A 13,508-nucleotide genomic window follows, 5' to 3' on the forward strand; every position below is an offset into this window, starting at 1 on the left:
AGACTGTTGATGTCCCTTTTGTGATATCTATTAGATTCGGTATTCAGAATCATGTTTATCCTTTATAATCAGAAAGTATTACCGTCTTATATTTACATATATAGAATAATTATCAACGACAGGAAGGGAGTAATAAGTAGCTAATAGGGGAGAGGGCTGATTTTTTTGAAGCAGAAAGGTGTTTTCTCAAGATTAAGTACATACATGTTAAGGCACAAGCTCTTATATACGGTTTTATTGTTTACGACTTTATTTGGGATTGTTCTGGATTTAACGATTGCTTGGCTGCTCTCAGTAATTACGGATGCGGCGGTTAGACTTGATGTGAAAGCTTTTAAAGGGCTGGTTATATTCGGATTAATCTACTTATTAGTGAGTGCAATCAACGGTTTTTTCGATCGCTATCTCAAAAATAAAATCTCAGCCAAGATCAGAAACGAACTGCGGCTAGATATGATGCGACATGCTTTAGCTCTTCCTCAGTCTTATTTTGACCGTAATCACTCCGGAGATTTGTTGTCCCGTTTTACTAATGATAATCAATCTGTGGGTAATGCTACCGGCGAGGTAATGATTGATTTAATCCGTAACCCTTTGCTTGCTCTTGCGGCTTTTGGTTATTTGCTCTATATTAACTGGCTACTGGCATTGATCTGTTTTGCAATGGGGCCTTTGATGTTCCTTACGGGAAAAATCTTCGGTTCAGCGATGCGTGAGAACAGTGTGAAGATTCAGACTAATATGAGCAAGATTACTTCCTTTTTACATGACATTCTAGGCAGTAGTATGGTGTTTAAATCCTTTAGCATTGAACGCAGACTAATGAAGCAGTATCAGGAACATAGTGAGAATATCACTTCCGAAGAATTAAAACGGGGAAGAATTGAGGGAGCTACTGGCTCATTCTCCTCTTTTTTGGGAAACTTTACGTTTCTTCTGGCGCTGGTCGTGGCTGGTTATTTTGTGGCAAAAGGATCACTTGAGGTCGGTGCGATGATTGCTTTCATCCAGCTCATGAATTATTTAGTGATGCCGTTCTCGGCATTGCCAGGACTGATCAATTCGATGCAGCAATCACTTGGGGCGGCGGGACGGATCTTTGAAGTGTTGGATAGCCCTGTAGAAGTGGAGGCTTTACCCGAAGCAGCTACGAAACAGCCTGAATTTGAGCGTATGGTCATGTCCTCGGTATCCTTCTCTTATCCGGGAGCGGAGAGACGTAGTTTGAACAAAATCAGCTTAGAGCTTCACAAAGGGGCTCAAATGGCAATTGTGGGACCGAGCGGTGGAGGGAAATCTACACTTTTTAAGGTACTCCTTGGGTTGTATGAACCTGATGAGGGTGAAGTGTTTATAAATAATGAGAAGACAAGCGAGATGAGTTTAGCTAAACTTAGGAGTCACTTCTCTTATGTGCCGCAAGAGTCAGGGCTTTATACAGGAAGTATCCGTGATAATATCCGAAATGGAAATCCAGATGCAGATGAGCATGAAATTTTGGAAGCTTTGCGACAAGCGAACGCTTATGATTTTGTAATGGAGTTGCCGGAGGGCCTCGATACAGATATCGGTGAGGAAGGTTCACGCCTGTCCGGTGGACAACGCCAGCGACTATCGATTGCGAGAGCGATTCTTAGGAACTCTCCAATTTTGTTGCTGGATGAAGCTACTGCTGCGCTTGATAATGAATCGGAGAAGCTGGTGCAGCAAGCGATTCGTAAATTAATGGGAGACAAAACCACACTCGTTATCGCTCACCGTCTATCAACGATTCAGAACGCTGATGTCATTCTAGTGATGGAGAACAGTGAAATTGTGGAGAGTGGTACCCACGAGGAGCTACTTGCAGCAGAAGGAAGATATCATGATTTGTACTATTCTCAGCTGGAAGAGGAAGAGGCTGGGGAGGGTGAGCAAGAGGCATTAGAGTTTGCATCTACAGGAATACCGAGCTTGCTGAAATAACAAAAGGGTGTTGCAACGTCATAAAATATGGCGTAGCAACACCCTTTTGAACTTTAAAACATTCTAAAAAGGGAAAAGTGACGGAGGGGAAGTCCAAACATTCCCCGTAGTCACGCACTTACCTTAATAGAAAAATCTTAAGTTTAACGTATATAAAACTATTAAGTTCAGCCGATTTAGTTTACTTTATTGAGAATGAATTTATCAATCGCGTATTTTACGCCATCTTCATTGTTGCTCAGGGTTACGAAATCAGCAATTTCTTTCAGCGCAGGAATAGCGTTCGCCATAGCAACGCCCAGACCGGCAGCTTCCAGCATCTCATGGTCGTTCCAAGAGTCACCCATAGCCATAGTCTCGGAGAGATCACAACCAAAATGATTGGCTAGGAATTCAAGCGCAATTCCCTTGGTTCCTTCATGATGCATGATTTCTAGGAATTGTGGTTTAGATTTGGTAATATGCACGGAATCGCCGAGCAATTCACGTAGAATTGGAGCCAGCTCATCCAAGAATGCAGGATCATCGATAATCAGCATTTTTGGTGTTTTTTGTGGGACAAGCTTCTCCCAATCTGGTTCAATATAATATGGCGTTTTGTTCAGGTCTGTATAATCTTTGATCTTCTGGTTGTCTTCACGGGCATACAGCTTGTCGTCAATGTAAGTTTGCAAATGCAGATTATGCTCCACACAGTAAGTGAACAGCTTGTGTACCGCATCTTGTGGTACGTAACGCTCATATAGTACCTTTTCATCGAGCAAGTTCTTAACGAGTGCGCCTTGGTAAGTGATGATTGGCACGTTAAGTCCAGTTTGACGGGCAATGGCTTGTGCAGAAGCATAAGCTCGGCCTGTAGCAAGGGTTACAACAACGCCAGCGGCTACAGCCTCTTCAAGCGCAGTCTGTGTAGCGGGTGTTACTTCCTTATCATCGTTAATTAGAGTGTCATCAATATCAATCGCGATCAATTTGTACATTTGTCTCTCTCCTTATCTCTTTCTAAATAAATGTAATTTGGAAAAATAATTCTTTTTATGTTGATTCTGACCCGGTTCCGGACTCAGCTCTGCCATAAGCATAGCTCCCAGAATACAACCACAACCGAGCAGAGCGGACATACCAAGCGTTTCTCCGCCAAAGACTAGGCCTGTCAGAACAGCGAATACAGGTTCTGTGGCATAAATAATGGCTACCCGGGAAGGCGTAGTGTACTTCTGGCAGGCGGTTTGAATCCAGAAAGCAAAAGCGCTGGTAGGACCAATAGAGATTAAAAGTGCCCAGAGAACGTCCGGGTCCTTGATAAGCTCTGCGCTGTGTGCCAGCGGTGCAGCTCCTTCAAAGATAAGCGAAGCGACAATGCTCAACAGTCCAACGAAGGCGAGCTGCAAGGTTGCCAGCGGCAACGCCGGATAATGAGGTGCATAAACGCCAGTATATGCGACTTGTAGCGCAAAAGCTATGGCGCAGAGCAAGATCAAAGCATCGCCTTTATTCAGGGACAAAGCAGAGCCGGTGAAGGTTAGCAGATAAAGACCTACTGCGGCAAGCGCCGCGCTGAACCAAGTGTAACGTGAAATGGCATGCTTTAGTAGCGCCAGAGATAGAAACGGAACCAATACGACCGATAGACCGGTAATAAACCCGGTATTGGAGGTGGTTGTATATAGAAGTCCCATGGTCTGGAAGCCATAGCCCATAAACAAAAAAAGGCCTAGCAGCAGAGAATCACGTACCATGCGGAAACTTAGCTGTTTCCACTCCTTGCGGTAAAAAATAAAAGTGATTAGAGCCAGTAACAGGGCAGCACCTGTAAAGCGGATGCTGTTAAACGCGAGTGGAGGGAGCACTTTGACAGCATTTTGAACAATCAGAAAGGTGCATCCCCACATCATCGCCACAAGTAGCAGGCTGAAATCGGCCATACGGGAACGCTTCACTTCTTAGGTCATCCTCTCTTCGGCAAATGCCGTCCTTGTAAGAACGACAAGGTCAAGTTGTCCAAATTGTATCGTATATTCATGGGGAGGACAAGATAGGAATCGCTCAAAGGCTTATATTTAAAGGGATTTAAGGGATTAGGCTAGACAAAAAAACAGGGTCTTGATATACTTCGATAACCGCACATTTGTTCTTGTTTTTCGCATCTTAGAAAGGAGCGGTTTCACCATGATGGGCAGATCCCATTTAATAATCAGCACTGGGGTTACCCTATCTGTAATGAGTTTGATGTCACACGAGATTACGATTCCAGTTATTGCAGTCGCAGCGTTAAGCTCTTTGCTGCCTGATATCGATGAACCGAATTCGCTGCTTGTGCGCAAGGCGATTCCAGAATTTCTATTAAGAGCGCTGCAAATTGCTTTGATAGGCGCGGCGATCTATCTCTATTTTGCCGGAATCGTGGAACGTCCTTGGAATATTGTGCTTGCACTGCTAGTCGGAAGTGTATCTTTCCTGCCTAGTCGAAAGCTGCGCCATTTGGTCATGATCTTGATTGCCATAGCACTCTTTGCCTTCGGGGAAGCCTATGATCCATGGAACTACATTGCAGCGTGCGTGCTTGTAGTCTCATCGGTTGTTCCTCATCGTGGACTGACACATACCTTGTATGGAGTTGTGGGCTGGAGCGCCTTATTGTATTTTGCCTCAGCGGGTATAAATGATGGTGGCAGTCTGTGGATAGCTGGCGGTATGTCGTATGCACTTCATCTACTGGCAGACTCCCTTACTCAAAGAGGAATTACACCATTGCCGCCAATACCCTTTAAGCTGCGTCTAAAGCTAATGAGTACAGGCACGAAAAAAGGTGGAGCCGTAGAGAACATCTGCATCATGCTGACTCTAGCGTTCGTTGTCTATGTATTTATACTTTCTCCTTGAACTAAAATGAATATGAAAGAGGGGCTTGTCTATTCTTTACGCAAATTGCGCATAGGATAAGCAGGCCCCTTTATTTTTGTGTAACTATTCCTCTAAGAAAACCAGTCCGATAAAGTCCTCCGGCTCAATACGTCCGAAATAATGCTTCAAATCCAGATCAGCTAATGCTTCTCTAACCTCTACCTCATTATAACGTTTGCCACGAAGTGCATTTTCAACATCTACTACGTCACCAACCCCAAAGAAGTCACCATAGATTTTGATGTCCTTAATGAGGGAATCCTCAATATCCATACGAATATCAATAATTCCAGCAGGGAATTTACGTGTGTGTTTGACATTGCTTTTTGGTGACAGACCGTAGTTCCAGTCCCAGTTCTGGTAGTGCTCTTTGGAAATTTCGTGGATTTTGTCCCAGTCTGCTTCCTGAAGCTTATACTGAGGGACCTCGGATGGCTCCATGCCAAAGATCGAACGTAGGAGACCGGAGCGGAACTCTTCAATGGTCATGTCTGTACCTAGCAGCTCTTTGATGTTGGCTACGCGACTACGTACGGATTTGGTGCTCTTCGATTTGAACTTCTCTGGATTTACTTTTAGAGAAGCTTGTACATTGTCCAAATTGAGGTCAAACATCAGTGTGCCATGGCTGAACATGCGTCCACGTGTGGAGAATTGAGCGTTGCCGGAAATTTTTTGTTCGCCGACTTGAAGATCATTCCGTCCACTAAGCTCAGCGTTTACACCCATGCTTTGTAAGTAGTCGATCACCGGCTGGGTGAATTTCAGGAAGTTATGGAAGGACTGGCCGTCGTCCTTAGTAATGAAGCTGAAGTTAAGATTTCCGAGATCGTGATAGACCGCTCCACCGCCGGACAAACGCCGCACAACCTTAATATCATTCTCTTTAACATATTCCTGATTGATTTCTTCAATCGTATTTTGATGTTTACCGATGATGATAGATGGGCTGTTAATATAAAAAAGCAGGTAACTCTCGTCCATCGGCAAGTGTTTCAGCGCATATTCCTCAATCGCCAAATTGATGGAAGCGTCAGTAATCCCTGTGTTATCAATAAAAATCATAGTGAATTCCTCCGTTGCAGCAAAATTGATTACAGTTCTCATTTTAAACCAAAAGCAGTTTTTTAACAAAAGAGATCGCTTCGTGTTTCGGTGGAAATAAAGTATTAGACTAGATTCGTTGAATGATTGCGATTTTTAAATTGAAGAATTTCCAGCGCTCAGTCTTATTGTTAAGTACTTCATTATATCGAAAATCAAGAAATCTTTTGCATTTTTTCAGCCCATGGGTTACTATTTTTTATATTGACAAATTTGCAGGTCTAAATAAGGAGGTTACACGTTATGTGCCCTCGTACCAAAGAACAAAATGAGCTCATACGCATACAGCGCAAAGAACAGATCCTGGACGTCGCCGCGCGCTCCTACTTTCGCACGGGCGGCAGCTTTGATATTCGCGACGTCGCCCGCGAGGCAGGTCTTGGTTACGGCACAGTATACCATTATTATCCCAACCGGCATTTATTAATAGAAGATGTGTTAGAAAGCGGCTTTGAGCGATGTGAGCAAGTTATCGCAAAATGGGCGGACATCAGCGGCAGCCCACCGGATGACAGGCAGTTGTTGATGTATTGTAAAGCGCTGCTCCAGCTGTGGCAGTCGGACGCCCGCGCATATCTCGTCTACAAAATGGCGGCGGAACATTATGTAGGCTTGTCTGAAAGGGATCGACACCACGCCAAGAGACGGTTTATGGAACGCCTGTACGTTCCACTCCAATCGATCGCCCAGTGCGAAGATGACAGCGTCGACCATATGCTTGCTGTGCTGGTCGGTTGCTGTGGGCTGCACTACTATGCGGGCAATTCCGATCTGAACGTCGATCGAATCGCCCGACTCGCTATCCAAGCTATTACGAAGGGGTCCTGATACGAACATGGTCATTTTAAAAAGCAAGCATGAAATTGAGGCTATCCGCAAGGCATGCCAAGTGGTGGCTGAATGTCATCGTACAATCGCCCCGCTTATCAAACCGGGTATTACCACCAACGAGATTGAGCGCATATTCGAGGACATTATGTTGAAGCACGGCGCAAAGCCATACCAGAAAGGCTATAGGGGCTATCAATATGCGACCTGTGCCTCCGCCAACGATGTAATCGCGCATGGCTTCCCTAGCAATAAGCCACTTGAGGAAGGCGATATCGTGACGATTGACACGGTCGCTGAGCTCGATGGCTGGCTCGGCGATTCGGCCTGGAGTTATGCGGTCGGGCAGATCTCGCCGACAGCCGAGAAGTTGATGCGTGTCACGAAAGAATGTCTTGACCTGGGCATCGAGCAGGCTCAGCCCGGTAATCGACTCGGCGACGTGACGAGCGCGATTCAGCGGCATGCGGAATCACACGGTTTCGGCGTCGTGCGCGACCTTCTCGCCCATGGCATCGGCCGCGACCTGCACGAGGAGCCGACTTATATGCATATCGGCAAGCCTGGAAAAGGCCCCCGTATCAAAGAAGGTATGGTGTTCACGATTGAGCCCATGATCACCGAAGGTACCTACTTCTTGACAATCGATCCGGACGGCTGGACCGCACGGACAATGGACAACAAGCTCGCCGCCCAATATGAGCATACGATCGCCATCACGGCTGAAGGTCCACAAATTTTGACCGCGCAATAGAAAAAAAGAAGTCGACCAACGAAATGGTCGACTTCTTTTTTTCGGGTTCGGGGACAGCGTGTCCGTAGATCTGATGAGGCTGCCAGTCTAGAACTTTATTATCTTTTGACATCTCGTAGATTTTAATGTCGATTTGAGGCAAGGGGTTATTCAGGTGATTCCTTTAGTGAGCATTGACGTATTCCCGGCAAAGACGCAATAATGGTGGCAATGAGATACAAATCGAACAAACGAAAGTGGATAGAGGGAGTGTAAATATGCTTGAAAAATACGGCCACGGTGGTGATTTGCTAACAGCTGCGGAACTTTATGAGGAGGCTGGTGGCACATTTCTTGATTTCAGTGCAAACATCAATCCTATCGGGCCTCCGCCAGCCGTCTTAGAGCTACTTAGAACAGCATTGTCTACGGTGGTTGCCTACCCTGACCCTGGACATCGACGCTTCAAAAGTCTGCTAGCAGAGGACCTTGGTGTACATAGTAGTTGGTTGACAGTAGGCAACGGAGCCGCAGAATCTATGGCATTGTTGCTGCTTGCGATTGCTCCGCAAAAGGTAGGTATCGTAGAACCTTGTTTTTCTGAGTACCGGCAGCTATCTGTGCAATTCGGTGCAGAAGTATTATCTGTTCAGGGGACAAGGGAACAGCACTTCCAAGCTGGAGTGAACGAGATTGCCGGGCTGCTGGAGAAGGTTGATCTGCTGTTCCTTGGACAGCCGAATAACCCTAATGGCGTTCAGTATACTGTGGATGAGCTGCGCTGGTTAGCGCAGAATGCCGAAAGCTATGGGACGTACTTGGCTGTGGATGAAGCCTTTATTGATTTTATTCCTGAAGCAGAACGGAATACACTGTTGCCGGAGCTGGATCAGTTTCCGCATACGATTTTGGTGCGGTCGATGACGAAATTTTATGCGATTCCCGGACTGCGTCTCGGGTTTGCCATTTCGCATCCGGAGCTGGCAAAGGCGATGACCGGAAAGCAGGTTACCTGGAGCGTGAATGGTTTGGCGCTGCTGGCGGGCGAGGCCTGCCTTGAGTGTGGGCACGAGTATGGACGTCGCACACGCGAACTGATCGCCACGGAACGGGAGCTGCTGCGGCAAGGCCTTATGCAGCTAGGCTGCGATGTGCCGCCAGGCGAAGCCAACTTTCTGCTCTGTGGCATGCCTTGGCCGTGGAGTGCGGCTGAGATACAGACCCGTCTTGGGCGTGTCGGTATACTGGTGCGCAGCTGCGCTATGTACCCCGGTCTAGGAGGCGAGCATATCCGAGTAGCCGTTAAGGGACATGAGGATAATGTCCGGCTGCTAAAACAGATGAAGGAAATTCTGGCGGATAAGTGACCGAGGTAACTTAGGATGCTGTGGGTTTGCTGTTAAAGTGTCTGGTGTAGCGCAGGGGGATGGGAGTCTACTGTAAGTGACACTCGCGGCGTAGAGAAGGCAGGGTTTCTAATGAATAAGTGACTCAAGTACCGCAGAAGTTGCGATTTGATACCGGATGGCGGGCTTCAGCTCGCATGCTTAGGGTTGTAACAAAGTTTGGTGAGATAGCTTCTGATGGACATCCTCCAAAGTGCATTCGTTGTATTTCGTACAACAGAACTCGCTTTGCTGGCGTAGCAATTCGATTCTATAGCACTGTGTACAATAGAAATTTGAAAAATGATGTGAATTAGGTTTTTACGTGACATTCTATTGCAAGAAATACAGCAGAATGGCTTTTGCCAGTGAATAAAGCCGAATCTGTTGTATAAAGTGCAATAGATGGGTGAGGGACGGATTTTTAGGTGGATATTGGAGTATGTGTTGTAGTAGATTTTAGAGCAGATAGTCATTTGCTGAAATAGAGAATTAGGTAGTTTCTAAGTGAGGCGGTTGGGGAAGTACAGGCCCGACCGCGAAGCGGGTTGGATGAATGGATAAAAGTAATGTGCTGTGGAAGGAGCAAGATCGATATATGGTGCAAGTAAAGATTCCATTTAACCTCGCAGGAGGTGTAAAAGAGTACCATTCGGCCATCTGGCCAGGGCTTGCTTTACAGTGGAAGGGAAACCATCTGCTACTAGAGCTACCTGCTGAAGCAGATGGTTTATCGAGTGCGTTCTATGGTGGAGGAATGAATCGGCTAGAGAGGGCCGTCAATTTATATGTTGACCGCAATTATGAATGTAGTGATCCTGTTCAGGATATGGAGAATAAGCTCCGCGAGTGGGGTTATTCAATGTCTGGCTGTGCCGGTCTGATGACGGCAGTACCGCTAGAGCATGCAGCGGTAGCTGAGGAAGACACAGGCTCAGCGGGTATTTTTGTTTGTGTTACTGCCGCCGCAGGAAATGCTGCGCGCGCGGGTGTGGAACGCAATGTGCTGGCTGTTTATCGCCCGGGTACGATTAACATAATGCTAGGTATTGATGGCTGCCTAACACCGGCGGCCATGGTCAATGCTGTGCAGACAGCTGTCGAAGCCAAAGCTGCTGCACTGGCAGATCTCGGGATTACCGATCCCGAGAATGGGCTGATCGCTACCGGAACAACTACGGATGCGATAGTGCTCGCTGTGAGCCAAAGTGGGCGATACAAGGCAGAGCATGTTTACGCCGGAACCGCTACCGATCTTGGGGGCGCAATCGGGCGTCTTGTATATAGCGCTGTGACAGGGAGTTTGCTATCGGTTCAGGCAAGGAAGGACAGCTAATGAGAATAGGTAGCTGGAATTGCTGGAGAATGTACAGAGGTGATCGCTTGTGACAATCGCTTTAGTACTGCTTGCGGCTTATGTAATTGATCGGATCGTAGGTGATCCGCGTAGCTTGCCCCATCCCGTAATCGGTATGGGCAAAGCAATCACGGCTCTGGAGCGGGCGATCCGTCGTTTATGGTCCCACCCGCAAAGCCTGCGCAGAGCAGGGGTGTTACTTCCGCTATGTGTGGCGGGTGGTGCTTGGGCACTGACAGCCATTCTGCTATGGCTGCTGTCATATATCTCACCGTGGCTCGTCTGGATAGCCGAGGCTTGGTTGATTTCAACCACGATTGCCTCCAAGGGACTAAAGGATGCAGGAATGGCGGTGTATGTGGAATTGCAGAAGGGCGATATCCCTGCTGCCCGCAAGGCGTTGGGGATGATCGTGGGGCGTGATACGACTTCGCTAGATTCCCCGGAAATTGTGCGCGGTACGGTAGAGACTGTAGCAGAGAATATCGTCGATGCGATTATTTCTCCATTGTTCTATGCGCTCATCGGTGGCGCGCCGCTTGCTATGGCTTATCGAGCAGTAAACACACTCGATTCCATGGTGGGATATAAGAATGATAAATACCGAGATCTCGGCTGGGCATCCGCTCGGCTTGATGATGTTGCCAACTTCATTCCAGCACGGATTACGGCATTGCTCTTGGCACTGTGTGCATGGCTGCTTCGTCTGGATTGGCGCAATTGTCTGCAAATGGTGAAGAGGGATGCGCGTCTCCATCCAAGCCCAAATAGCGGCTATCCAGAATCCGCTGTTGCGGGCGCACTTGGTATCCGTCTCGGAGGAGAGAACGTCTATCATGGTGTCGCTTCTTTCCGAGCCTATATGGGTGATCCGGTACGAGCGATGGAGCCGGACGATATTATTCAGACCTCGCGGATGATGATGCTCTCCTCTTCAATTTTTGTAGGCTTATGCGCGGTTGTGGCATGGATATGGATCGGGGGCTAATGCTAGACATGGCGTTTCCTTCTATAGAGCTAGAATTAGTACTTGTTCGCCACGGGCAAACTCAGTGGAATGCTGAGCATCGTTACTTAGGACATTCGGATCTCCCGTTGCTATCTAGTGCAGTAGAGCAGCTATCTCAGCTTAAGCAGCAGTCTGAAGTATCGAATGATTTTTGGTGTGTATTTTGCAGCGATTTGCTTAGATGTCGGGAGACTCTAGCTTACATTTCTCCTTCTTTAGAGAAGGTGGCTGTCTACGATCCGCGTCTGCGCGAAATGAATTTTGGAGCTTTCGAAGGCTGCACTTATGAGGAATTGAAGGATAACTCACTGTATAGAAGATGGATTGATAATCCTTCCACAGTTACACCACCGGATGGTGAAACATGGGCGCAGTTTGACGAACGGTTGCGTAGCTTCCTGTCAGATCTGGGGCGAGGGGCTGAGGATACATTTGTGCAGGCTGCAATTAGTGAAAAAAAGGCTGAGGTAATAACAAGCAGGGTGTTGGTAGTCACACATGGTGGTGTTATTCGGAATTTCCTTGCACAGTTAATTCCTGGTGTCACATTCTACAGCGCAGTTGCACCTTCTCCGGGAACAGCAATGGTACTCAGGCTATTTTGGCGGAACGGGCAATGGTCGGCAGATATTTCGGGAGATTGATGAGAAAATCAAATGAAAAAAAGGGTTCCACATATTAGTCATACCTAATATGTGGAACCTGGAACCCTTTATGTTTAAACTATCGTTCGCCCTCAGCAGAATAAAGTGGATAATTAGATGTTAGGTAACCATTCCTTATAGGTATCTGCACGTGATTGCAATTCATTATACAGCATGCTGGCATGGTAACCGTCGCACACGGCATGGTGGAATTGCCCCGATATTGGTAATAGTATTTTTTTGTCTTGATGAAAATATTTTCCTATAGTAAAGATGGGAAGTAGGAAGGTTCCCTCGTTATACACGTTCAGGTTAAAGCTCGTGAAGCTGACCCACGGAATACTAGAAATAGGGAAGGTGTTCGGGGGTTCGTTTGCTTTAGCGATAAATTGTTTCACGCTTCCGTACATTTTCATATCATCCAGATAACGGTTATAGAAATCATTAAACTTTTCACCGTACGAAGTCCAGATGCTTGAAAAAGTCTTATCATCATCATGGAAAATTGTAAAACTAGGTGACAAGCTATCCCAATAACCTAATCTACCTTCAGAATCAAAGCATGTGCGGAATTCACTATGACGGTTCACCACCGTAGTAATCATGTGGATTAGTGCTGGGTACAGCTTAATTCCCTTATGCTTAAGCTCTGATAGTAGAAGGGTGATATCAATATTTGCGGTCATGCTATAGGTGCATCTGACATTGTTTAAATAATGTTCAAAATAGGGTTTTCTACTCCAGTTATCAATGACAATCGGGTTAAAAATCATTTATTATGACCTCCTAAAATTATTTCATTTTTCATTTTAGGAGGTCTGCTGGACTGATTTCACCATATCCTTATCACAATCCTTTGAGAAAGTATTTTGTAACGATGAGTATACCATCATCATCGCCGTAATTAAACTAGATCAAGTGGAAGGAAGATGCATTTATAATGCTGAGTGAAAAGTTGGTTATTGAAAAATTGCTTCAGCAAAAGCGTACGAGTGTTGCTTCCATCGTAGTGATGATGTGCGGTGTAGCGGGGTCGGGTAAAACAACCTTTGCTAAAAAGCTGGAGAAAGAGGGATTCGCCAGACTTTCGATAGATGAAGATATTTGGGCCACGCACGGACGTTTCGGGGTGGATTATCCAGAGCAGAATTATGAGTCCTATAAAGAAGAGTCGGAGATAAAGCTGCGGGGGGAGCTGGTGAATCTGCTTCAGGCAAAACATCATGTTGTCATCGATTTCAGCTTCTGGCAACGTCAGAGACGGAACGATTACAAGCAACTTATTGAGAGTTATGGTGGCGTGTGGGAACTGATTCACTTAAAAATTCAGCCAAATGAATTGCGTCAGAGACTGCTTATCCGGAGTGAACGTTTTGACGCTAATGCCGCATTTCCGATTACTGAGGACATACTAACCCGGTTTTTAAATGGTTTTGAGATCCCTACTGGAGAAGGGGAGCTTGTGATCGAAGCATAGATCTATAACTTGATTTTTTGGGCATTTGTCCGCTCATAGAACCACAGCCGGATTAAAATCCCATGGCTGTGGTTCTTTTTTTAAGCGAGTGATTGTGCCATG

The 13,508-nt window shown here is 46.4% G+C and carries 13 protein-coding genes; 9 read left to right on the forward strand and 4 right to left on the reverse strand.

Annotated elements, in window-relative coordinates; translation table 11 throughout:
* The first annotated feature begins 237 nt into the window (after positions 1 to 237).
* On the forward strand, positions 238 to 1,965 hold the full coding sequence (locus tag MKY19_RS06110) for an ABC transporter ATP-binding protein (RefSeq protein ID WP_339801235.1): 1,728 nt from the start codon (positions 238 to 240) through the stop codon (positions 1,963 to 1,965).
* Positions 1,966 to 2,141: 176 nt separating this feature from the next.
* Here MKY19_RS06110 and MKY19_RS06115 read toward each other — a convergent pair whose 3' ends face one another.
* Positions 2,142 to 2,945, reverse strand: coding sequence for a Cof-type HAD-IIB family hydrolase (locus tag MKY19_RS06115; RefSeq protein WP_042124947.1), 804 nt, complete (start codon positions 2,943 to 2,945; stop codon positions 2,142 to 2,144).
* 12 nt (positions 2,946 to 2,957) lie between these two features.
* The gene (locus MKY19_RS06120) at positions 2,958 to 3,905 is read right to left on the reverse strand and encodes a DMT family transporter (protein WP_339245680.1); all 948 of its coding nucleotides are present in this window, start codon (positions 3,903 to 3,905) and stop codon (positions 2,958 to 2,960) included.
* A 229-nt stretch (positions 3,906 to 4,134) separates the two neighbouring features.
* Here MKY19_RS06120 and MKY19_RS06125 point away from each other — a divergent pair, with 229 nt between their 5' ends.
* A complete protein-coding gene (locus MKY19_RS06125) occupies positions 4,135 to 4,848 on the forward strand; it encodes a metal-dependent hydrolase (RefSeq protein WP_339801239.1) in 714 nt (237 codons plus the stop codon).
* A gap of 84 nt (positions 4,849 to 4,932) precedes the next feature.
* Here MKY19_RS06125 and MKY19_RS06130 read toward each other — a convergent pair whose 3' ends face one another.
* The gene (locus tag MKY19_RS06130) at positions 4,933 to 5,934 is read right to left on the reverse strand and encodes a lipoate--protein ligase (RefSeq protein ID WP_339804181.1); all 1,002 of its coding nucleotides are present in this window, start codon (positions 5,932 to 5,934) and stop codon (positions 4,933 to 4,935) included.
* Positions 5,935 to 6,216: 282 nt separating this feature from the next.
* Here MKY19_RS06130 and MKY19_RS06135 point away from each other — a divergent pair, with 282 nt between their 5' ends.
* From MKY19_RS06135 to MKY19_RS06160, 6 genes are all read left to right on the forward strand, one after another.
* Positions 6,217 to 6,801 carry a TetR/AcrR family transcriptional regulator gene (locus MKY19_RS06135; protein WP_076298271.1) on the forward strand — a complete coding sequence of 195 codons (585 nt, stop codon included), beginning with the start codon at positions 6,217 to 6,219 and terminating at the stop codon, positions 6,799 to 6,801.
* 7 nt (positions 6,802 to 6,808) lie between these two features.
* Positions 6,809 to 7,555, forward strand: coding sequence for a type I methionyl aminopeptidase (gene map / locus MKY19_RS06140; protein WP_042185608.1), 747 nt, complete (start codon positions 6,809 to 6,811; stop codon positions 7,553 to 7,555).
* Between the two features lie 257 nt (positions 7,556 to 7,812).
* The gene (locus MKY19_RS06145) at positions 7,813 to 8,901 is read left to right on the forward strand and encodes a threonine-phosphate decarboxylase (protein ID WP_339801244.1); all 1,089 of its coding nucleotides are present in this window, start codon (positions 7,813 to 7,815) and stop codon (positions 8,899 to 8,901) included.
* Positions 8,902 to 9,475: 574 nt separating this feature from the next.
* Complete coding sequence (locus MKY19_RS06150) at positions 9,476 to 10,255, forward strand: adenosylcobinamide amidohydrolase (protein WP_262495571.1); 780 nt, start codon at positions 9,476 to 9,478, stop codon at positions 10,253 to 10,255.
* Positions 10,256 to 10,304: 49 nt separating this feature from the next.
* Positions 10,305 to 11,264, forward strand: coding sequence for an adenosylcobinamide-phosphate synthase CbiB (gene cbiB / locus MKY19_RS06155; RefSeq protein WP_339269340.1), 960 nt, complete (start codon positions 10,305 to 10,307; stop codon positions 11,262 to 11,264).
* Positions 11,243 to 11,929 (forward strand): histidine phosphatase family protein, encoded by a 687-nt coding sequence (locus MKY19_RS06160; RefSeq protein ID WP_262495570.1) that lies wholly within the window; start codon positions 11,243 to 11,245, stop codon positions 11,927 to 11,929. Before cbiB ends, MKY19_RS06160 begins: the two co-directional genes overlap by 22 nt.
* Before the next feature lie 113 nt (positions 11,930 to 12,042).
* On the opposite strand, the gene catA is transcribed toward MKY19_RS06160, so the two are convergent.
* Positions 12,043 to 12,702: a type A chloramphenicol O-acetyltransferase gene (gene catA, locus MKY19_RS06165; protein ID WP_042185618.1), complete on the reverse strand. Its 660-nt coding sequence runs from the start codon at positions 12,700 to 12,702 to the stop codon at positions 12,043 to 12,045.
* Positions 12,703 to 12,869: 167 nt separating this feature from the next.
* Between catA and MKY19_RS06170 the strand changes: the two genes are divergently transcribed.
* Positions 12,870 to 13,406: an ATP-binding protein gene (locus tag MKY19_RS06170; RefSeq protein WP_339801251.1), complete on the forward strand. Its 537-nt coding sequence runs from the start codon at positions 12,870 to 12,872 to the stop codon at positions 13,404 to 13,406.
* Positions 13,407 to 13,508: the final 102 nt, after the last annotated feature.

The organism is Paenibacillus sp. FSL R5-0744 (assembly GCF_037972555.1).
Classification (GTDB): Bacteria; Bacillota; Bacilli; order Paenibacillales; family Paenibacillaceae; genus Paenibacillus_AQ.

Coding starts and splice junctions, on each gene's coding strand:
- MKY19_RS06115 (WP_042124947.1), bottom strand. CDS start 2,945: ATGTACAAATTGATCGCGATTGATATTGATGACACTCTAATTAACGAT.
- MKY19_RS06125 (WP_339801239.1), top strand. CDS start 4,135: ATGATGGGCAGATCCCATTTAATAATCAGCACTGGGGTTACCCTATCT.
- MKY19_RS06130 (WP_339804181.1), bottom strand. CDS start 5,934: ATGATTTTTATTGATAACACAGGGATTACTGACGCTTCCATCAATTTG.
- MKY19_RS06135 (WP_076298271.1), top strand. CDS start 6,217: ATGTGCCCTCGTACCAAAGAACAAAATGAGCTCATACGCATACAGCGC.
- map (WP_042185608.1), top strand. CDS start 6,809: ATGGTCATTTTAAAAAGCAAGCATGAAATTGAGGCTATCCGCAAGGCA.
- MKY19_RS06145 (WP_339801244.1), top strand. CDS start 7,813: ATGCTTGAAAAATACGGCCACGGTGGTGATTTGCTAACAGCTGCGGAA.
- MKY19_RS06150 (WP_262495571.1), top strand. CDS start 9,476: ATGGATAAAAGTAATGTGCTGTGGAAGGAGCAAGATCGATATATGGTG.
- MKY19_RS06160 (WP_262495570.1), top strand. CDS start 11,243: ATGGATATGGATCGGGGGCTAATGCTAGACATGGCGTTTCCTTCTATA.
- catA (WP_042185618.1), bottom strand. CDS start 12,702: ATGATTTTTAACCCGATTGTCATTGATAACTGGAGTAGAAAACCCTAT.
- MKY19_RS06170 (WP_339801251.1), top strand. CDS start 12,870: ATGCTGAGTGAAAAGTTGGTTATTGAAAAATTGCTTCAGCAAAAGCGT.